This window comes from Bacteroides xylanisolvens XB1A, assembly GCF_000210075.1.
In the GTDB taxonomy this organism is placed as follows: Bacteria; Bacteroidota; Bacteroidia; order Bacteroidales; family Bacteroidaceae; genus Bacteroides; species Bacteroides xylanisolvens.
Map to the genome: position 1 here is coordinate 19021 of NC_021017.1, position 21127 is coordinate 40147.

The window sequence follows — 21127 nt, forward strand, 5'->3', positions numbered from 1 at the left end:
CAGAACAGTTACCGAGCTTTATTTTTTATTGTGTCATTACCTCCGTTTTATACCGCGAAGTATATCTTTAGTTTCCTTGTCTACACGGAGAGATTCGATAGTTTTCTGCAATGATTTATTATAAGTCCAGTTATCCAGCTTGCTCTGTTTAAGGTACTCCATTGTCTTTTCGGGGAATTTGATGAAACAGATGGATATCATCCAGGCCATAGCCATACGTGCATAATAAGCATCGTGGCTGAAAGTGTCTGCGTATGCCAGTAATGCGTCGATATGTTCTTCGTCTACATAATGGAAAAGCATCACAATCCCGAAGCGGATTTCGAACTCTTTGGGAGATATGAGGTAAGGCTGGATAAACTGCCATACAGTTTCTTTTCCTTTCTTCACGGCAGTCTTCAGTTCGCCACAAAAGATATCACATACAGCCCAGTTGTCGATACGTGGAACGAACATGCTTATGTGTTTCATTCGTTCGTCCAGTTCCATTTTAGCTAATCCGATAACCATTCCCTGAAGCATTGTCTCTTCATAAAACTTAGTATCGGTTGCTTCCACAAACATACGCCAGTTATCTCTCTTTGCGATTTCTTTAGCCAATATTCGTAGTTGCGGAATACGTACACCAAGAATATTCCCGATTCCGGGAACCAGGGCAGAATGAAATTCCTGATACTTGGAATCTACCAAATCCTGCAATTCTTTTCGAATGTTTTCTGTTGTAGTCATTTTGTATAGTTGGTTTCTTCACAAAGGTATAAAAAAAGAGCATGTCTTGCGCGCAGGCATGCTCCATTTTCTTTTTTTCAGCGAAAGGTTTGTATTACTTCTTGACCATGCTGAAAGTGAATGTTGTAACGGGGAAATTGGGGAAATTTACATCTCCGACTTTTACTCCAGTTGCTTTGATAACGAATGCCAGTTTTTTGCCGTCATAAGCATAAACGCCATTCTTTTCAGCTTCAATAGTTACTGTTATAAGATTTTCAGCCGGTTCTTGTCCTTCTTCTTGTACTTGAATCGGTTCGGTGTATTTAATTTCCAGTGGTTCAGGTTTTAGTTGAAGTAAGATGTTAGATTTACCTTCATCAAAGGTCGGTGTATAAGGAATGTTGTAGTTAATATCACCCAAATTTTCGATGATAGCTCCTGCATTTTCTTCACCGACGATGCTTTTAATCAGGTCGTCAACCGGAAGTTTCTTAATCATAATCTGATTGTCTTTTACTTCGGCAGTAACTTCGGCTCCTGCCGGTTCTTCCCCCTCTTCTGCATTTGCCTGGGGACTGACGGGGGTGGATTCCGTCAGCATTGTGCCGGAATAATTGCCATCAACATCTTTAAGGGAATATACGGGAATGTCCGAATCGTCGTCACTGCTACATGCAGTAAAAGAAGTGACCATGCTCAGTGTCATTGCCAATAAGACAAAGCGATTAAAACAACAAACTTTTTTCATTTTTAGTTAAAGTTTTCATACTGTTTAAATAATTAGATTATTAATTTCAAAATTAAGGTGTACGTACATAGTGTAAATGCTACGATTAATACAATACTGCATGAAGAAGTAAAAAAAGAAAGGCTTCTTTATGCAAGTGTTATAGTGAAGATCCCTGTTGGTGGGATCTTCGGATATATAGCTTCGTATTTGTTTTATTGTTTTTTCATGATAGACTCGCTTGGCGTTATTCCAAAATACTCTTTGTATTTATGACGGAAGTTTTTGAGGCTCTTCAATCCGATCATTTCGGGAAGAACATTGACGGAGTATTTCCCGCTTTCCAATAGCTCACGTGCTTTTTCCATACGAATCCGGTAAATCAAGTACTTGGGCGCTTCTCCTGTCAGTGCTTTCCATTTCGTAAAGAAAGCGGTTCTACTCATATATAGTTCTGAGGCGATTTCATCTATTGTCAGATTTTCCTTATCTATATTTTTTAGAATAAACTCCTTTACCTGATTGATAAGGCCGTAATTTTCCTCATCTGAAATTTTGTCTTCCTCAACTTCCAGAAACTTCTTTCCAAATATTCTTTCTAAGAATGATTTTCTGAGGAAACGGTTGTTTCTGATAAGGACATTCATTTCTGTTTTTAAATCTTCGACGTGAAAAGGTATATATAAGAATATGTCAGCCAGGGAGCTTTCCCTTTTGCTGCGTTGTCCTGTATCTATATGTAAGCCATAGAGGATAATAGGGATAACGGATGTTTCTCCTGATGTTTTTAGTCTCGATGATAGTTCATTGCCGTACATTCCATGGAGCATAATGTCGCAAATCACTAAATCCGGATATTCCTCTTTTATACATTCTAAAGCGTCCAAACCATTCTCGAAACTTTTTACGATAAAATCCTTTGATAAACGTTCTTCCAGGTACAACCTGAATTCTTTATTGCTGTCAGCGAGGACGACCAACGGTTTAGTGGAATTTCTCTTTTGTGAATCCTTGCCGAATAAAGTATCTGTTCTTTCTTCTGCCGGATTTGACTCGATTTGTATGGCGGTATGTTGGTGAACATTTTCCGGCGAATCTTTTGAAGGGAATTTTAGAGCAATAGTGTGGCTGGAATGGTTAATCAGAATCTTTCCATTGCACATCTTTATCAACCTTTTGCAGAATATATTTTTTGCAAAATTGTATTCGAGTTCTTCTTTTCGTTTGAATAGTTGCCAATTTTTACATTTATAACATTGAAGTATTTTCTTATTTTCGAAATCAGTTATTTTTATTTGCCAGTATTCAGGATTAGAGGTGATTAGCAGGGTAATAGTTTTTTTTTGTTCGGTATGGTCTATGGCATATTTTATAAATTTGTCGATCACCGGAGATATTTTGCTTTGGTCGAACCAGACGCTGGCATAATTAAAGTCTGTTTTAATGTTCAGCCCTACCAAATTGTTGGCAGCATGTGTTTTTAAAGAAGTAATTCTGTTTTTGATAAATGCTCCCAGTTCATATTCCGAGGAATTCAGCTTTTCAGTGTTTGCAAACAATTGCTTTAAATCCATCAATCTGGTTAAATGTATGTTGAGGCAATCTATGTTTTGGATAGCTAGTGATAGCTCTTTTCTGATATTTTCGGGGGAAACGTCATTATATGCTATTTTCAATGGAGTATGAACTAATGTAAGCGGAGCACGAATGCTCTCGAAAGAGTCTATAAAATATTGACTCCCTTCTTTTAGAAGATTTCTTTCTTTCTGTATCGTAATGATATGTGTTATAATCCAATAAATAGAAATACCTCCTGCTAGGAGTATTGAGGTAAAGTTTAATTGATAAAGAATGAGTATTGCTATGGCACTGTAAACGAGGGGTGACGTTTGTAATAAGTATTTCATATTATATTTTTTAGTGACGTCACTCAGATGAAATAGACCCATTTCTTTCATTTCAGAAAAAAGAGGAAATTCACTATCCTAATATTTAACATCATTTTTTTTGGGGGGGGAAGAAACGGTGAATATCCTCTAAGTAACAATAATTAATTAGTTTTATTGGTTGAATATTATTTTGTCTCCTGTAGATGTGTAGGGGAGCGTATTGTATATTGGGTATTATTGAGGAATGTCTCATTTAATACCATTCTGTATTTCCTCATAATATATAAACTGGAAAGATAATGGAGGTTAGGTTTTTTTATAAGAAGGAATGATTGGTATATTTCTACGAAGTAAAAATAATGATAAGTTTTAATAAGTAGATACTGTTGTCAGTTTTGAATGTTGGGATGTTTCTATTTGGTATTAATGATGCGATGAATGGTATGATTGAGTTGTGATTTGTTGGCAATTATGTTTTGCTCGTCGGTATACTTGCAAAAGAGATATACCATTTTTCCATTAAATACATCTCTTTTTTATTAAGACAATAGTAATATTGAATTTTCCCGCTTTTAAATATTTCTTAATGTTTCACTTGGCGCTATGCCGAAGTGTTTCTTGTATTTATTGCGGAAGTTCTTTACATCTTTTAGTCCGACCATTTCAGGTATCTCCTGTATGCGATATTTTCCGCTTTCCAATAGTTCGCGTGCTTTTTCCATACGAATCCTGGTCATGAATTCTATGGGAGCTTCCCCTGTCAGGAATTTCCATTTAATGAAAAACTTAGTCCGGCTCATGCCCGTTTCACTGGCAATATGGCTTATCTTTAGTGATTCGTTATCCAAGTTGTCCAATATGAATTTCTTTACCTTGTTGATGAGTTGGTAGTTATCCTCTTCCGGCATTTCTTCGATATCTGTTTCCAGAAACTTTTCTCCGAATATTTTCTGTAAGAATGACTTTCTAAGAAAGCGGTAGTTTTTGATAAGAACAGATATCTCGATTTTTAAGTTTTCGATATTGAATGGCATATACAAGAATGTATCGGCTAAAGAAGCATTTCTTTTATAGTCTTGGTTCATATCAATAGGAGAGCCATATAGGATAATCGGGATAATAGAAGTGTCACAGGAGGTTTTTAATCTTGATTAATGTTTTAAATTTTATGATAAGGAAGGCTTTCCCTCCAAGTAACGATGATTAATTTGATTTATTCTTTTTGTTTTCAGGCATGATGAATCAGTCTAATATGTGAATATTTGAAGAGGGGGCGGTCTGGGTTTAAATAGAGTGCTATCGGAACATATCTCAATAGCTGTTTGCTTGTGTTTTATCATATACAAATAATCAACTAATATAAATGTCTTTCCTTCTTATGGATAGGAAATTGTATTTATGAAGTAAAGGTACTAAAAAGTAATAATAAATCAATTGATTTATTTGTGTAAATGTTAGGCTTACTGCTAATATACATGTTTTCTATGACTAATCACAAATAAAAGTTGTATAAAATATTTTATTGTTATATATTCTGCTGTATATGGGTGCTGATGATTTAGAGTGTGTGATTTGTGGATGAATTCTAATTGTTAAAATGGAGTGTGAAATATTGGTAATATATTGATGGTATCTTTTTTCTTTGGTAGTTACTTCCAGTCTGTTACTATTGGCTATATATTAAATTACAAACAAGAGTCGTATGATTTTTTCACACGACTCTTGTTTGTAATTTAATATATAGCCTTTGATTGTTTATAACTTTTCAATCTCCTCCGGTGATAGCCCGGTAGCTTTATGGATGGCTGTTATGTCTACTCCTAATGACTTTAAATTATTAGCAATTTCTAATCTTTCTTCCATTTTTCCTTCCATGCGTCCTTCCATGCGTCCCTCCATACGCCCTTCTAGTTTTGCTCCATCTAATACATCATTTTGTATCATGATGGCACTAAGGTGCTCGTCGTAGGCATGTCTTTCTTCCTTGGACATATTGTAATAGATAAGTTTCTGGCGTGCTTCTTCCAGACCGGGGGCTGTTGTATCGGGGCGAATGCAACCGGTTTTCAAGTATTCAATCCACTCTTCCAATGGAGTGACGGCCACTTTATCGAATTCATTCACACGAATCAAGAAATACTCCGGAAAGATTTCTGCCGGAATCTTATGGACGATGGCGTCTTTTTCTTTAGTAGTTACTTCCAGTCTGTCTCCTGTATGTACTCCGATAAAGTGGTTTTGTCCATGATACAAATAATCTTCTCCCTTGCCGATATCGAAGTATAGAATACTGATAGAGTATATTTTTTTCACCGCATAGTAGCGTTCTCCTAAAGAAATATGTTCAGTGATTGCTTTTGCCACTCCGTATAAGATACGTTCCAGATAATAGAGCTCCCGTGTATTTTGGATCTCTACAATAATGATTTCGTCTTTACTGTTTCTGGCTTTAATATCTACCCGGTTGAATTTATCATCGATTGTTTGTTGGTTGCTTTCACTTTCCAATATCTCTATGATTTTCACGTTTTCACCGAGAAGGACAGTCAAGAAACCTTCTAATACGCCGAAATTTGCTTTTTGGCGGAGAAGTCTTTTCACAGCCCAGTCAAAGCGTATATATTTGTCTTGTTGTTCCATATCAATTTAATTTTTAGGTTATTGCAAAGCTACGACTTTTTTTTAGATAATGGCTACTCTTTGAGTTTATATTTTTTGTGAATGAATCTGTGCATATTTGGCAAATTCATCAGAAGGCAATTTAAATTATTCCATAGTAGAGAGTTAATTATTAACGCTGTCATATTTTAGTATTCCCTTTTATGTAACTTAAAGTAGGAGTAAAAATGTGGCAGCGTTTTAGGTTGAAAATTTTAGGTAGTTATTATTCTTTGTTTTTTTGTGTCACTTCAATGTCTTCCGGCCAAATAGCTTTAGTATATGCTTTTGCATCATTGCCGTTTTCTGTATAGTCTTTCGCTATATCCCCTTTGCCTTCATTAAACTTCCAATAGGCTTTTAAACCTGTAGTTTGAGGATCGACATCATACATATTCTTGTAAATTTCTTCTTGTGAACGTATTACGTTCCATATGCGTACTTCGCAGATTTCACCATTTAATTGACGAGTCATATTCTCTGGCTCACCATAGGAGTGTCCTATTTTAAACATAAAGTCTTTTCTTCGGTGTCATAAGTCACGGCTACATGATACCATTCGCTTGGTTGCAACAATTTTCCTTCGTTTGCCTTGGGGAATTATATAAAACTTATAATATTTAGTGTCCAGTATTGCATAATTGGTGCTGAGACGCGCGTTGTAATAACCTAATCAACGAAGGATCTACCTGAAAATTAACATCAATATATTGTTCGGCAGGATATGCCAACACAGCAGAAAGCTATTGCTACCCTGTTTGTTTGAGATTATTAAATGTGAAATTAGCTACATTCTTCACTTTGTCGCATCTATATATGGCATTGTCAAAAGGGAATTTTTTATGAAAAAAAGATGAATGAAATAGTGACGCTATCCACTGCGGATGGCGTCACTATATGGGTGGGATAGTGACGGTATCATGATGGGATAGCGTCACTATTTTTAAGTTTGTTTTTTACCAATTTCTTTTCACTGTACGGTAACCATAACCAATGATTACAAGGAAGCAGATGAAGGGTAGAATGAATGAAACATTGACAGCCGGTAACCAGGCTATTTGTTTCAGGTCAATGATACTTGCCTGTAGCGGTGGAAGAACAGAACCTCCCAGGATAGCCATGATAAGGCCTGCAGCTCCAAACTTAGCATCATCTCCCATGCCTTTCAAGGCAATACCATAGATGGTAGGGAACATCAATGACATGCAAGCCGATACTGCTACAAGGCAATACATTCCGAAGATATTTTGAAGGAAGATTACGCCTAAAGTGAAAATACCTCCGAAGATAGCGAGGATCATCAGCAATTTACCAGCATTGAGATAGCGCAGAATGAATGTACAGATGAAACGGCTGATACAAAATATCACCATTGCTATGATATTATATTGTTGTGATAGCACTTCCGCACTTTTCTCGTCCATACCTTGTGACATGAACAAGCGTGTTCCATACTGAATGATGAAAGTCCAGCACATAATTTGCGCGCCTACATAGAAGAATTGAGCAATTACCCCTTCACGATAACGCGTTTGGGTGAAAATGCGTTTCAGTGTAGGAAAGAAATCTATTCTATGATTCTGATCTCCATTTTTCGGCATCTTGACGAATCGTATCAGAAGTAACATAGCCACAATGATAAGTCCGATAATGAGATAAGGAGCAATCAGAACGCTAAGATCACTTTCTTTAATTGCTTGAAATTCACTGTCGTTAAGCAATGCACGGTCTTCGGTACACATCGGATGTAACTTCGCTTGAATGAACTGCATGGCTACATACATTCCGAGAAGTGACCCCATCGGATTGAAAGACTGTGCAAGGTTCAAACGCCGGGTAGCTGTTTCTTCCGTGCCCATAGAAAGAATATACGGGTTACAGCTTGTCTCGAGGAAGGACAATCCGCAGGTCAGGATGAAATAGGCAATCAAAAACGGATAATATTCTCCCGTCATTTTGGCGGGGAAGAATAAAAATGCTCCGAAAGCATACATTCCCAGTCCTAACAAAACACCGGCTTTGTAGGAATATTTGCGGATGAATATGGCAGCCGGGAAAGCCATTGCAAAGTACCCTCCATAGAAGGCAACCTGTACCAATGCTCCGTCGGTAGCACTCATCCGGAAAATCTTGGAGAATGCCTTTACCATCGGATTGGTAATATCATTGGCAAATCCCCATAATGCAAAACATGAGGTAATGAGAACAAAAGGTATAAGATAACTGATGCCATCTTTCGAGAGGATGGACTGTTTGGGGTGTTTCATGGTTGTTTCTGGTATTTTTTAAGTGTTATACAAATGGAACATTCTCTCCATCGGTTTCCATTTCTCTGTGGAACTCATTCCGGGAGCGGCTTGTTGGAAGATGGCCATATATTCTTCCCACTCCTGTTGGCGGGGAAGCGTGTTCAGGCGTTCCATTGCTGTGTCCCAGTCAAAATCAAGGGGAGTTTCGACAATCATGAACAGTCGTGTTCCCAAGATATAAATTTCCATTTCCAGAATACCGACTTCCCGGATCCCGGCTAGGATTTCGGGCCATGCTTCCGCCTGGCTATGTCTTTTCCGATATTCAGCGATCAGTTCCGGAGAATCGCGTAAATCGAGGGTTTGGCAATATCGTTTGACGGGAACGTCATAAGATTGAACCTGATAACCGGTTTTGGGTGTTTCCATATACTTTTATTTTTTAGGGTAATATACTTGTGGTGTAACGCTACGAGTTACAATCTCTCTCAATTCATGGAGATCGGCTATTTCTCCTTTTGCCATAGCCTGTGTCAGAATGTTTCCCATTGCAGTAGCTTCTACCGGACCTGCATAAACGGGAATACCGAGTTCGTCAGCTGTCAGTTGGTTGAGTAATTGGTTTTGTGATCCTCCGCCGATGATGTTTAGCTGACGGATCGGAGAGGGGAGACAATGGTTGAGCTGTTCCACCGCCTGCCGATATTTGAAAGCTAATGACTGGAGTACACATCGCACGGTTTCTGCTTTGTTTTTCGGCACTTGCAAAGCATGATGCCGACAATAATGAATAAGAGCGTTTTCCATATTTTCCGGATTCATGAATGTTGCGTCATCCACAGGGATAATGGTCGCAATCTGTGCTTCGGCAGCTTGCGGGATGATTATATCATAATTTTGTTCTTCGCCACATGCTTTCCATTCACTCATCAAGCGTTGCAAAATCCATAGTCCTGTTATATTCTGTAGGAAACGGATTTTGCCGTCTACGCCTCCTTCATTGGTGAATTGAGCTTTTCTTGCTTCTTCCGTCAATATGGGTTCATCCACTTCTACTCCCAGTAGCGACCAAGTGCCGGAACTAAGGAAAGCGATAGGATTTTCTACGGCAGGAACAGCGGCGACGGCACTGGCTGTGTCGTGTGAGCCGACAGCAATAACGTCTACGGTACCCAGTCCTGTTTCGCGGGCAATATCCTCTTTCAGAGTCCCCCTGATTGTTCTGGGGAGAATAATCTCACCGAACAGATGTTCGGGAAGACCTAAGGCGCGTATGGTATCCACTGACCAGTTCCGCGATTGGGCATCGAGTAGTTCGGAGGTGGAGGCAATGCAATATTCATTATTGGCTACTCCTGTCAGGAAATAGCTGAAGAGGTCGGGCATGAATAAAAGTTGCCGGGCAACTTCCAACTGCGCATCTTGATGCTGTTTCATGCTGTAAAGTTGAAACAGCGTATTGATAGCCATCACCTGAATACCGGTGTCGGCATAGTGTTGGCGTTCATCCAGTAGCTTGAATACTTCTTCCGGTATTCCTTCTGTTCTTGCGTCCCGATAACAGACTGGATTTCCTAACAGGTTTCCATGTTTGTCAATCAGTCCGAAATCCACTCCCCAGGTGTCAATACCAATACTTTTTACGGCATATCCTTTTTGTGCAGCCAGTTTCAGTCCGGTTTTCATATCTTCGAACAGTGCTGGGAAATCCCAGTAGATATGATTTCCTAGTTTGACCTGTCGATTGCAAAAGCGGTATACCTCTTCCAACTCCAGTTTGCCATGGTGAAGGAAGCCGGCGATAATCCGTCCACTTCCGCCTCCGAAGTCTGCTGCTAAATAAGTGTGTTTGATGGTATCTTTCATGGTATATTGCCCGGATATTAGTTGGTTTTCTTTCCTAATACGTAGATTTCCAGGTCTTCAATTTCTGCTGGTGTGAGTACTGAATAATCACCGCCGGATTGAACGATGATGCGGCAAGCCATTTCAAAGAAGGTGGCCCGTTCGTATACTTGGTCGAAGTCTTTTCCGCATACCACTTGCCCGTGGTTGGTCAGTAAAACCGAGTTATGCTTTAACATGGCTTCTACCACAGCTTTTGCCAGTTCCGGTGAGCCGGGACGATAATACGGAATCACAGGTATTTCCGAACCTACATGACAGGGAATTTCTGCTGTTACATTGAAATTTGTCGGTTTGTTCTTCATGCAGGAGACAGCCGTGGCATATTCCGATTGAAAGTGGAGAACGACATTGACGTCCGGACGTTCACGGAGAATCCCTAAATGGAATGTACTTTCCATAGAAGGTTTTACACCATTGGTAGGAGCGCCGCTGGCAATATGGCAGATAGAGACTTTTTCTTTGCCAAGTGTGGGAACCCAGGAACCCGTACCGGAAATCAATGCTTCTTCGCCGATTCTCCAGGAAAGGTTACCGCTGCTGCAAAGCATTAACTTTGCATCTCCGTAACGGTGTGCTTGTTCGATGAACTGTTCGATATGTTCGTTGGTAATCATAATTGCAAAGATAAAAAAATTAGAATTAAGTGAGTCGAAATTGCTTTTATTTAGACATAAGAACAAAAGAACATAAGGTCTGCGCTAATAGAATTATTTATAGCTGTTTATTGAAGTTGTTTTATCTTTTGTCCTTATGTTCTTTTGTCTGAATTAATATTATTTGTAGATAGGACCGTAAGTTGCGCAAGCTCTGTAATCCGCTCCTTCCTTATCCATGCCGAAGGCGTTCCAAGCTGCCGGACGGAATATTTCGTTGTCTTCTACATTGTGCATGCATACCGGGATGCGGAGCATGGAAGCAAGAGTGATTAAGTCCTGACCGATGTGTCCATAGCTGATGGCTCCATGATTGGCTCCCCAGTTATTCATTACTGAATATACATCTTTGAAAGCAGGTTTTTCACACAGACGCGGTACAAACCAGGTGGTAGGCCATGTAGGATCTGTACGCATATTCAGTTTTTGGTGGATTTCCGGGTCTATTTCTACTGTCCATCCTTCTGCGATTTGCAGGACAGGGCCTAAGCCTTTAATCAGGTTGAGGCGCATCATGGTTACGGGCATGCCACCTTTTGACAGGAAGTTGGAAGAGAAACCGCCGCCACGGAAGTAGTCACGGTCTGCCGGATACCAGGTAGTTGCTTTCAGGCAGTTTTCTACATCAGCATCCGTCAGGTTCCATGGTTCTTTCATAACCGGATTGCCTGCTGCGTCTAATGATTGGCCGGAACCGTCGAGAGTCGTTGCGCCGGAATTGATAAGATGAATGATACCATTTGCTGCCAATCCGCTCAATTCTTTGCCGGTTACACGTTTCACGGCTTCAGGACTCCAGTAAGTACGTACGTCGGAGAATATTTGGGCACGGTTGGTCAATAAATGTCCGAACAGCATAGCTACGCCGTTGCAGGCATCGTTCTCGGTAGCTACGACAAATGCTTCACGAATACCGTTCCAGTCAAAAGAAGTGTTGAGCAGAGCTTCCGGATAGTCACCGTTAGGATAGAAGTCTGTCCATTGGCGTTGTCCTTGGAAACCGGCTGCAATGGCATTGTGTCCCAAGGCTTCTTCCTTGAATCCCATTTCTTTCAATTTGGGATTTCCGGTCATCAAGTCGCGCATGATAATCGTCATCTTTACAATGAATTCCCAATCAGCATCTTTCTGTTCACGGGTTTTACGTTTTTCAGGACGGTTCTTGAAGTCTTCACCTTCGTTTGTCTTGCAATTTTTTTCAGTCCAGGCCATGGCTTTGGCGTATTCTTCGTGGTCATAGATGCCTTCGTCCATTCGACGGATGATTTCTGTGAGGTCTATTGACTCATTACGCATTCCCAGATACTCTTGGAAGAAATCAGGATTAACGATGGAACCGGCGATACCCATAGATACACTACCCATTGACAGGTAAGATTTGCCTCTCATCGTAGCTACTGCCTGTGCGGCACGTGCAAAGCGAAGAATCTTTTCCGATACATCTTCAGGGATTGTGTTGTCGTTCAAATCTTGAACGTCGCGTCCGTAGATACCGAATGCGGGAAGGCCTTTTTGTGCGTGTCCGGCAAGTACAGCAGCAAGGTATACAGCTCCCGGACGTTCTGTGCCGTTGAATCCCCAGACAGCTTTCGGATAATGCGGGTTCATATCCATCGTTTCAGCACCGTAGCACCAGCAAGAAGTGACGGTAATGGTAGAGCCGACCCCTTCTCTTTCAAACTTTTCCGCACAAGCGGCACTTTCGGCTACGCGTCCGATCGTGCTATCGGCTATAACACATTCCACCGGACTGCCATCACCGTTTTTCAGGTTGCTGCTGATTAACTCGGCTACTGCTTTTGCCAAATTCATTGTTTTCTCTTCAAGGCTTTCGCGAACGCCACCCTGGCGACCATCGATTGTGGGACGAATCCCGATTTTCGGATACTTTTTCATGGTTTCTATCTATTAAAGGATTAATTAATATCTGTGCTGAACTGTGCTGATGTCTTCGCAAAAAAAATTAAAGCGACTTTCGAAGTCTTACTTCCGTCGGCAAGAACTTCTGCACCGGTACATTATTGAGAACAAAATTGGCCGCTTCATTTCCCATCATTTCCCAATCAATACTCAATGAGGTTATTCCTTCGTCAATCACTTCATAGGAAGGAATATCATTGTAAGCCAATAGGCCAAAATCTTTTCCGCATTTCAGCCCTTCCAATCTTCCTTGTTTCACCACCTTTACTACGTCTTGTTGTTTGATGGCAATATAGGCAACTCCCTTACGTACGATCAGGTTCTCAATATCCTCCTGTATTTCACAGAGAAATCCCTGTTCCTGGCAGAAACGGGTAAAATACACCTTACTGCTTTGGGGGTGTTTCAGGCTTTTTGGAAACAGAAAAACGAGCTGGCGATAGTTCTTCAACCTTTCCTTGAGCAGATTCAATGCCTGATAGAAAGAATCATCAAAATCCTGGCAGATATATGAATACTTTTCTTTTTCAAATTTGCCGAAATCGAGAAGTAATAATCTTGAAGGATTAATTTTATTGAGAACAGTGCTGAATTTCTCGTTATCGAAATTCATCACGATGTATTTGTTGTATTTTCCGATGGATTCCCGGAGGATCGTATTGAACAACCGTTCGTTGTATTGATGAAACAATAAGTCTACCTTATAGTTGATAGGCAGATGTCTGACGAAACTGTTATATAAGGCTTCTTTGAAAGGAGTATATTGGTCGAGCAGCAATAAGACATTGGTCACCTGGCTCGTCACATAATAGCCCTTGCCGGGAGTGGAGTCGATCAGTCCTCGTTCACGTAAATCAAGGAAAGCCTTGAAAACCGTATCACGTGATACTCCGTATTGAGCGCTTAACTGATTGATGGAAGGTAAAGAATCTCCTTCAAGAAATTCTTTCCTGGAAATCGCTTGGCTAAGTGTGTCCGCTAGTTGCGTAACCTTGCTTGCCTGTTGTCCGAATGTTGCTTTTTTTATCAGTTCGTTTCATATTCGAAAAATAAGTAATACTATGCTGAACTATGCTGATGCAAAGAAAGGCATTTTATTCTGAACGGAATAAATAATTTGATATGTTTTATAGCAGAAAGTAATAAAAAAATCCCCTCCGGCGGACCGGAGAGGATTTATTGCTTTTTCCTAATTTCTTGTTCGGAATCTGCTGAAAATTATTCAGCAGCAGCTTCTGTTGCAGGAGCTTCTTCAGCCGGAGCTGCGGCAGCTTCTTCTGCAGGTGCTTCAGCAGCCGCTTTTTCAGCAGCTTCAGCAGCTTTCTTTTCAGCGAGTGCTTTTGCTTTCACTTCGTTGATTTTCTTTTCTGCTTCTAGACGTGCTTTAGCTTCAGCTTTCTTAGCTTCGTCTTGTTTAGCTTTCAAAGTAGCCAAACCTGACTGTTTGTTGTTTTTCCAAGCTTCGAATTTAGCTTCTGCTTCTGCTTCTCCGAATGCGCCTTTTGCTACACCGCCCAGAAGATGTTTCTTCATGTAAACTCCTTCACGAGAAAGGATGTTACGTACAGTGTCACTTGGTTGTGCACCTTTCAGTACCCATGCCAATGCAGCGTCGAAATTCAAATCTACTGTAGCAGGATTGGTGTTAGGGTTGTAAGTACCAATCTTCTCAATAAATTTACCATCACGTGGTGCTCTGCTGTCTGCAATTACAATTGAATAGAACGCGTAACTTTTACGTCCGTGTCTCTGCAATCTGATTCTAGTTGCCATTTTAAATAATTGTTTTTAATGATTGATTTGAATTATGCTATTATCTCGTAATAGCGGGCACAAAGATACGGCTTTTCTTTTGATTGACAAACATTTCGTATCTTTTTTACGAATACCGTTTTGGATAGCGGAACAAAATCGCGAGCAGGGCGCATGCTCCCATTGTAAACGGATAATAGAGATTGCCGATGATACTGATGGGGGAGATGCTGGCAAGTCCCGCTGCAATCAGCATCTGCGCTCCGTATGGAATAATACCTTGTATCAGGCAGGAGAAAGTATCGAGGATACTGGCTGTTTTTCTTCGGTCAAGATGGAATTTCACGGCAATATCTTTGGCAATCGGTCCTGTTGTGATAATGGCAATCGTGTTGTTGGCAGTACATAAGTTGGCGATACTTACCAGGGCTGCGATGCTTAATTCGGCTCCTCTTTTACCATTGACGTGGCGGGTGAGTTTCTGGATAATGAAATCGATACCACCGTTATAACGGATTGTTTCGAGCATCCCTCCGGCCAACAGGGTGATAATAATCAGTTCTCCCATTCCTGTAATTCCTGTTCCCATGGCACCAAACCAGTCGAAGATTCCGAAGCTGCCGGTCGCGATGCCAATGATGCCACTTGTCAATATACCTATTATGAGTACGAGCATCACGTTCATTCCGGCAATGGCTGTTCCTAATACTATTATATAAGGTATAACTTTGATCCATTCAATGGTCTGTGTTTGGGTGGGAGCTGTAATGGATAGTCCCTGAAATATGTAAATTCCCAACACAATGATGGCTGCCGGGACGACAATCATAGAATTTACACGGAATTTATCACGCATTACACATTCCTGGGTTTTTGTCGAAGCGATGGTGGTGTCGGAGATAAAAGATAAGTTGTCTCCGAAAAAAGAACCGCCTACTACGACGGCTACCATAAAGGGGAGAGCTATTTCAGTTTTTTCTGCCAGTCCTACGGCAACGGGAGTAAGGGCGACAATAGTTCCCACACTGGTTCCGATGGATAAAGAGATGAAACAGGCGGCAATAAAGATACCTGCCAGCAATAAATTGTCAGGAAGAATATGCAGCGTCAGATTGACGGTGGCATCGATTGCACCCATTTGCTTTGCGCTTTGGGCAAAAGCTCCGGCAAGGATGAATATCCATATCATCAGGAGGATATTCTTATTGGCAGCTCCTACCGAGAATTGATAGATACGCTGGTCTAGTTTTAAGCCGCGTGTAATGGCGATGGCATAACAGGAAGAGACGAGGAAGGCCACTGTGATAGGTACTTTATAAAAGTCGTTGACGAGGATAGAAGTTACCAGATAGAGGCAAAGGAATACGAGTAACGGGCTTAATGCCCACCAGTTTCCGGGACGGTCTTTATGTATTTTTTCTTCAGTCATAAATGAACGTTGGGTATTTGTTTTATTCTAAAATCAAAATAGCGATGCAAAAGTAGTGTTTTTCACAGGAAGTGGCAAAAAGGAAGTCGAAAGAAGGCATTATTTCATTGATCTTTCTATAGATGAGGGAGACACTCCATAGAAAAAAAGTATAACCTGTTCCTACTTAAGCGCAAGGGATGTGTGAACCAGAAACGGCTGCCGACTCCTATTTCGGATTCGGCACCGATAGTGCCGCCAAGATGTTTGATGATACTTCTGCAAATAGATAGACCTAAGCCCGTGCCTTTTGAAAAAGAGTTGAGTTTTACAAATCGGTCGAACACCTGATCTACTTTATCGGGTGCAATCCCCATACCTGTGTCTGTGACAGCGAATTCTATCTCATTACTTTCTGCTTTATGGCGATATTCCAACATAATCTGCCCTTCATTTGTAAATTTGAGAGCATTATTTATGAAATTGGTAATAACCTGCATTAAACGCTTTTTGTCTGTGTAAATATAATATTCAGGTAAATCCGGAGCCAGCAAAACGGGTACGGGTTTATCTTCTTTTATATCATAATTGCGCATTATATCTTCGCAGAAGCTCTTGATATCCAGATGATCCATGGTGAAGTCGAGTGTTCCGGCTTCTATTTTCGATAAATCGAGAATATCGGAAATCAACTGCAAAAGAAGTTCCGTGTTTTCCTGCATAATGTCAACATAATCCTGACGTTCTTTTTTGTCATCCGATTCAATCAATAGACTTGCAAAGCCAACAATCGCATTTAACGGAGTACGGATTTCGTGACTCATATTAGCGAGAAAGGCTGATTTTAAGCGGTCCAGATTTTCTGCTTTTTCTTTGGCTACTCTTAGTTCTTCTTCAATCGTTTTTTGATGGTTGATATCGACACTGGTTATAACATGCGCTATCTGTCCGTCAATCCAGGCAAATGCTGCGCTGAATACCCGGGACCAACATTTGTCAAACGGGCGTTGGTAGTCCCAGGAGTAGACTTTGGTAGGTTGTCCGTTTTCATCAATCAAATGTTTTTTAGGGCAAAACTCACATTCTCCGGTTTTATCTTTATAAAGAGCCTGCCAGCATTTTTTTCCTTCAAAATGTTCGATGCCTCCGTAAGGAGCGGCCATAGATTCATTGGCATATAGCATATCATGAGAATCAAAAGAGTTCACATAAATGTCAACTCCCATATTATTCATGATGCTGCTTAATGTCTTGCTTGCCCGCACTTCTCTTTCTTTATATTCCCGCACTGCTATTTCCTTGGAGAGGGAGCCTAAAATGAGATGAATCACTTGAAGTTCTTCATCGGTGAAGGATATTGCATGTTCTCTGTCTCCAAATCCGATGAATCCGATAATTTTCCCTTCGGAGTCTTGGATTTGCCGGATTAGTAATGAGTCGACTTTATAAAAATCCACGATGTCTACATCATTCCAAGAAGTATTTTGGTTTCTGCAAGCATAAAAAGGTTTGTTTTTTCCATTTATACGTGCAGCATGTTGATTGGTCATTTCGCTGATTTCAAAACGTTGTCGCAGGATGTTGTCGCTATTTCCGACAGTTTCCTTTAGGTAAAAGTAGCGAAATCCATCAGTTTGGTAAATGAATCCTCTTTTAAAACCGTAGTATTCGCAAATATCTGTCAGTGATTCTGTGATTTTGTTTTCAATAGATTCACAGCCATTCAACCTTTCTAAAAAATGAAGTAAAAATGCATTGTAATTTTCTTTCTCTCTGGTCATATTGTTTTAGGCATCTTTAGTTAGATAAACTCAAAATGAGTATGCTGTTCATCTCTTTCAAATCTTCAAGCTGCTAATATACGGACTTTTTAAGAATGAAGAATACTGTTTTTGTTTTTTCGTAATGTTCCGTTTTTCTTTATTTTAGTACGGAAAGAGAATAGGATAGAGAGGATATATTTTTTATGGGTGTATGGATGTTGTATGTTTGTTGAAAATTATTAAAATTGGGAGTGTACTTGTGTTGTTTTTTTGATGATCTGTAAATGCTTGATTACTAGGGTGGTATATTTGTCGTTTTTCCTTTTAAACCAACAAGTCGTTCCTTTAAAAGAAACGACTTGTTGCACACCGAGAAACGCATCGTTTCTTTTAAAGGAACATACCTTTCCATCTTGAGATGTGTAGATTTATGTTACAGTGTTTATATTTATTGTTTTGCATCTACATTGTAGGCATTATTTTAATGCTTCAATTATATGTGGTAGCATTGTCCAAATGGTATTTTCATCTTGAGCGGTGAAGAAGTTACCATCTATCTCTGATTTCTCATCGGTAGCTGTTCCGTTTTGAATAGCTGGCTTGGCTAATGGGTGAACTGCTACTTTTTTCCCTTTGGTTATACCGGTAAAGTCAAACATCATTGCACCGGCACAATGTCCGATCATAATTTTCCCTTTATCCCCGAACGTTTTAATGACTTGCATCAAATCTACATTATAAGGCTTATCGGCATTCTGCTGAAATACAGGCACTGCATCGCCACAAGAGAAAACGAGTGCGTCAAACTCATCTTCGTGTCCCTTCAAATTAGCAATCACATCATCTACTGTCAGGCTGATCCCTGAATTTGTTTTAATCTCCTTCGTATCCGATACGGCAAATACTTTATATGAAATGCCATTCTCGAAAAATGCTTCCAAATATTGGAATAATCCACAACCATTTACCGGATTCACTGCTAAAACTGCAACTTTCTTTGCCATAATCATAATTATTTAAATGAAACAATAGTTATTATTAGTAAGTTTATTACTTTTGTGATGCAAATGTATCTTTCTTGTTTGAGAAATGCAATAACGTACTTGAAAATAAGGAAGTTACATAGAGATAACTATTGCTGAAACTCAATAAAATACAAAACGTTAAAGAATGAAAAACTTTCATCCGACGGGGAATTGTCCGATAAGAGATGTGCTTAGCCGCTTGGGAGATAAGTGGTCAATGTTGGTGCTTATTACGCTGAACGCAAATGGAACTATGCGTTTTAGTGATATCCATAAAACGATAGAAGACGTCTCTCAAAGAATGTTGACTGTTACATTGCGTACTTTGGAATCAGATGGATTGGTTGAACGGAAAGTATATGCTGAAGTACCTCCTCGTGTGGAGTATTGCCTGACAGATACAGGTGGTACCTTGATTCCTCATATTGAAGGACTGGTGGGATGGGCTTTGGAGAATATGAATATTATTTTGGACCATAGGAAAATGAGTCGGTAACATTTTTATTTTATGACAAAATAGAAAATATGGAGATAAAACTAGTAACTTCAGATAAAAAAGAATTCCTTGATTTATTACTCTTGGCTGATGAACAAGAAAGTATGATTGACCGATATTTGGAACGCGGTGATATGTTTGTTCTTTATGATGACGGGTTGAAAGCTCTTTGTGTGGTGACACGTGAGGGAGAAGGTGTTTATGAAATCAAGAATATTGCTACTGTTCCTTTCTTCCAACGACAGGGGTACGGAAAACGTTTAATAGAGTTTTTATTTGAATATTATCAGGGGAAGTGCTCTGAAATGTTGGTGGGCACAGGAGATGTACCTTCTTCCAGATCATTCTATGAACATTGTGGTTTTGCGATTTCTCACCGGATAAAGAATTTCTTTACTGACAACTACGATCATCCGATGTATGAGGAGGGTGTGCAGTTGGTGGATATGATATATTTGAAGAAAACATTTTAGTGTGTAACGATGGAAATAGATATCAATCGTTTGGTGAAAGAATATGGAAATATGATTTCCATGATTGCTCACCGGATGATTCTGAATAAAGAAATCGCCCGCGAAGCAGCACAGGAAGTGTGGTATGAACTTTGCAAAAGTATCAGTAGCTTTAAAGGCGATTCGGAGATTTCTACATGGATATACACTATCGCTCGTCGCACTATTGGTAGATATGCAGCATGTGAAAAGCATGTGAAAATGTCGGAAATCGAATATTTCCGTTCGTTGCCGGAAATTGAATATTCCGGTGGGGAAGAAGCGAAGCGGGAATGGATAAAAGAAAGGTGCGATTGGTGTATCACCGCTTTAAATCATTGTCTGAATAATGATGCTCGTCTGATTTTTATCTTTAGAGAAAATATCGGGTTGCCTTATCGACAGATTGGCGAAATCATGGAACTGAAAGAAAGTAATGTGCGGCAAATCTATAATCGTTCCATTCAGAAAATCACAGCTTTTATGAATGATACTTGCCCGTTATATAATCCCGATGGTGCTTGTAAATGTCGCATTTGCAAACCGGTATATTCTATTGATATGGATAAAGAATATACAATGGTGCAACGAATGATGAGGCTTGCCGATTTATATAGGAAGTTTGAAAAAGAACTACCGAGGAAAAATTATTGGGAGAAATTCTTGCAGTAAGTTGTCACAAAGCTCATTTGCTTTTCCACTAACTATATGTATAATTAAAAAACATATAGTTATGAGTAAAATTGACTTTTTAAAGGAGCAGATTATAGAAGCTCGCACATTTGTGAATTGTTTGATGTCTGAATTGCCGGAAGATTTGTGGTATGTTATTCCTGAAGGAACAGATTCTAACTTTATTTGGCAAGTGGGACATTTGCTTGTTTCACAGAATTTTCATACACTGACAGCTGTTACCGGGGTAAACGAAAAGGTGGGGCGGTTAGTGCCTATCCAAAAATATAATAGAATATAATATTCAATGGTATGGGAACATTGCATCGTTCCATAGAAGAGGGCTTGATTCCAGTTGCTGAATTGAGAGAACAAACGGAAATAATTCATCAAATCTGTATTGAGAATCTGGAAACTCTGAATGATGATGTTTTGGCAGAGTGCTTGCAGCCTCTCCCGTTTAAACATCCTGTTGCAGAAACTAAATATGAAGCATTGTCGTGGAGCTTTAAACATGAAATGTGGCACAGTGCAGAAATGGAAGCAATCAAAAGAGAGTTGGGGTATCCAATCGTTTGGATGGAGGGATAAATATTCGGTTATATTATCTAATCTTTATGAGCTAAAAAGCTATGCTTTATGACTGCCAAAGCTATGCTTTAAGGATGCTAAAGCATAGCTTTAAAGTGCATTATACATAGGAAGTTTGACTTATTTTCCAAGGCTTCACTTTTTCTTTAAAAACTCTTATTCATCGGTGATAGCGGGTGAAGGGTTTGTATTTCGCCCGCCTTTTATTCGGATT

17 protein-coding genes and 3 pseudogenes are annotated in these 21127 nt (G+C 39.8%); 4 read left to right on the top strand and 16 right to left on the bottom strand.

The window, feature by feature from the left end; translation table 11 throughout:
- Positions 1 to 36: 36 nt before the first annotated feature.
- The 16 genes and pseudogenes from BXY_RS00075 to BXY_RS00150 form a co-directional block, all read right to left on the bottom strand.
- Positions 37 to 729, bottom strand: coding sequence for a DNA alkylation repair protein (locus BXY_RS00075; protein WP_004313202.1), 693 nt, complete (start codon positions 727 to 729; stop codon positions 37 to 39).
- Between the two features lie 94 nt (positions 730 to 823).
- Positions 824 to 1459: a DUF4840 domain-containing protein gene (locus BXY_RS00080; RefSeq protein WP_004313201.1), complete on the bottom strand. Its 636-nt coding sequence runs from the start codon at positions 1457 to 1459 to the stop codon at positions 824 to 826.
- Positions 1460 to 1653: 194 nt separating this feature from the next.
- Positions 1654 to 3345, bottom strand: a complete 1692-nt coding sequence (locus BXY_RS00085) for a hybrid sensor histidine kinase/response regulator transcription factor (RefSeq protein WP_009040976.1) — start codon at positions 3343 to 3345, stop codon at positions 1654 to 1656.
- A gap of 554 nt (positions 3346 to 3899) precedes the next feature.
- Positions 3900 to 4478 (bottom strand): annotated as a pseudogene (locus tag BXY_RS00090) (helix-turn-helix transcriptional regulator); the annotation flags it as partial.
- 604 nt (positions 4479 to 5082) lie between these two features.
- Positions 5083 to 5967, bottom strand: a complete 885-nt coding sequence (locus tag BXY_RS00095) for an Rpn family recombination-promoting nuclease/putative transposase (protein WP_015530924.1) — start codon at positions 5965 to 5967, stop codon at positions 5083 to 5085.
- Positions 5968 to 6211: 244 nt separating this feature from the next.
- Positions 6212 to 6499 carry a hypothetical protein gene (locus tag BXY_RS00100; RefSeq protein ID WP_004313196.1) on the bottom strand — a complete coding sequence of 96 codons (288 nt, stop codon included), beginning with the start codon at positions 6497 to 6499 and terminating at the stop codon, positions 6212 to 6214.
- A 442-nt stretch (positions 6500 to 6941) separates the two neighbouring features.
- The gene (gene fucP, locus BXY_RS00105; protein ID WP_008640670.1) at positions 6942 to 8252 is read right to left on the bottom strand and encodes an L-fucose:H+ symporter permease; all 1311 of its coding nucleotides are present in this window, start codon (positions 8250 to 8252) and stop codon (positions 6942 to 6944) included.
- 18 nt (positions 8253 to 8270) lie between these two features.
- Positions 8271 to 8663 carry an L-rhamnose mutarotase gene (locus tag BXY_RS00110; protein ID WP_015530925.1) on the bottom strand — a complete coding sequence of 131 codons (393 nt, stop codon included), beginning with the start codon at positions 8661 to 8663 and terminating at the stop codon, positions 8271 to 8273.
- A gap of 6 nt (positions 8664 to 8669) precedes the next feature.
- A complete protein-coding gene (locus tag BXY_RS00115) occupies positions 8670 to 10100 on the bottom strand; it encodes a rhamnulokinase (RefSeq protein ID WP_015530926.1) in 1431 nt (476 codons plus the stop codon).
- A gap of 17 nt (positions 10101 to 10117) precedes the next feature.
- Positions 10118 to 10756, bottom strand: a complete 639-nt coding sequence (locus tag BXY_RS00120) for a class II aldolase/adducin family protein (protein ID WP_009041008.1) — start codon at positions 10754 to 10756, stop codon at positions 10118 to 10120.
- Positions 10757 to 10915: 159 nt separating this feature from the next.
- Complete coding sequence (gene fucI / locus BXY_RS00125) at positions 10916 to 12691, bottom strand: L-fucose isomerase (protein WP_015530927.1); 1776 nt, start codon at positions 12689 to 12691, stop codon at positions 10916 to 10918.
- A 67-nt stretch (positions 12692 to 12758) separates the two neighbouring features.
- Positions 12759 to 13755, bottom strand: a pseudogene (locus BXY_RS00130) (GntR family transcriptional regulator).
- Between the two features lie 178 nt (positions 13756 to 13933).
- Entirely contained in the window at positions 13934 to 14488 is a 555-nt protein-coding gene (locus BXY_RS00135) for a 30S ribosomal protein S16 (RefSeq protein ID WP_004300172.1), read from the bottom strand.
- Positions 14489 to 14594: 106 nt separating this feature from the next.
- Positions 14595 to 15896 (bottom strand): Na+/H+ antiporter NhaC family protein, encoded by a 1302-nt coding sequence (locus tag BXY_RS00140; protein ID WP_004313189.1) that lies wholly within the window; start codon positions 15894 to 15896, stop codon positions 14595 to 14597.
- Between the two features lie 116 nt (positions 15897 to 16012).
- The gene (locus BXY_RS00145) at positions 16013 to 17656 is read right to left on the bottom strand and encodes a GAF domain-containing sensor histidine kinase (protein WP_015530929.1); all 1644 of its coding nucleotides are present in this window, start codon (positions 17654 to 17656) and stop codon (positions 16013 to 16015) included.
- Positions 17657 to 18114: 458 nt separating this feature from the next.
- Positions 18115 to 18642 carry a DJ-1/PfpI family protein gene (locus BXY_RS00150; RefSeq protein ID WP_074708345.1) on the bottom strand — a complete coding sequence of 176 codons (528 nt, stop codon included), beginning with the start codon at positions 18640 to 18642 and terminating at the stop codon, positions 18115 to 18117.
- A 166-nt stretch (positions 18643 to 18808) separates the two neighbouring features.
- On the opposite strand from BXY_RS00150, the gene BXY_RS00155 reads away from it, so the two are divergent.
- The 4 genes and pseudogenes from BXY_RS00155 (at position 18809) to BXY_RS00170 (ending at position 20913) form a co-directional block, all read left to right on the top strand.
- Positions 18809 to 19159: a winged helix-turn-helix transcriptional regulator gene (locus BXY_RS00155; RefSeq protein ID WP_004313186.1), complete on the top strand. Its 351-nt coding sequence runs from the start codon at positions 18809 to 18811 to the stop codon at positions 19157 to 19159.
- A gap of 29 nt (positions 19160 to 19188) precedes the next feature.
- The gene (locus tag BXY_RS00160) at positions 19189 to 19632 is read left to right on the top strand and encodes a GNAT family N-acetyltransferase (protein ID WP_004313185.1); all 444 of its coding nucleotides are present in this window, start codon (positions 19189 to 19191) and stop codon (positions 19630 to 19632) included.
- Positions 19633 to 19641: 9 nt separating this feature from the next.
- The gene (locus BXY_RS00165; protein ID WP_015530931.1) at positions 19642 to 20322 is read left to right on the top strand and encodes an RNA polymerase sigma factor; all 681 of its coding nucleotides are present in this window, start codon (positions 19642 to 19644) and stop codon (positions 20320 to 20322) included.
- Between the two features lie 61 nt (positions 20323 to 20383).
- A pseudogene (locus BXY_RS00170) lies at positions 20384 to 20913 on the top strand (DinB family protein).
- Positions 20914 to 21127: the final 214 nt, after the last annotated feature.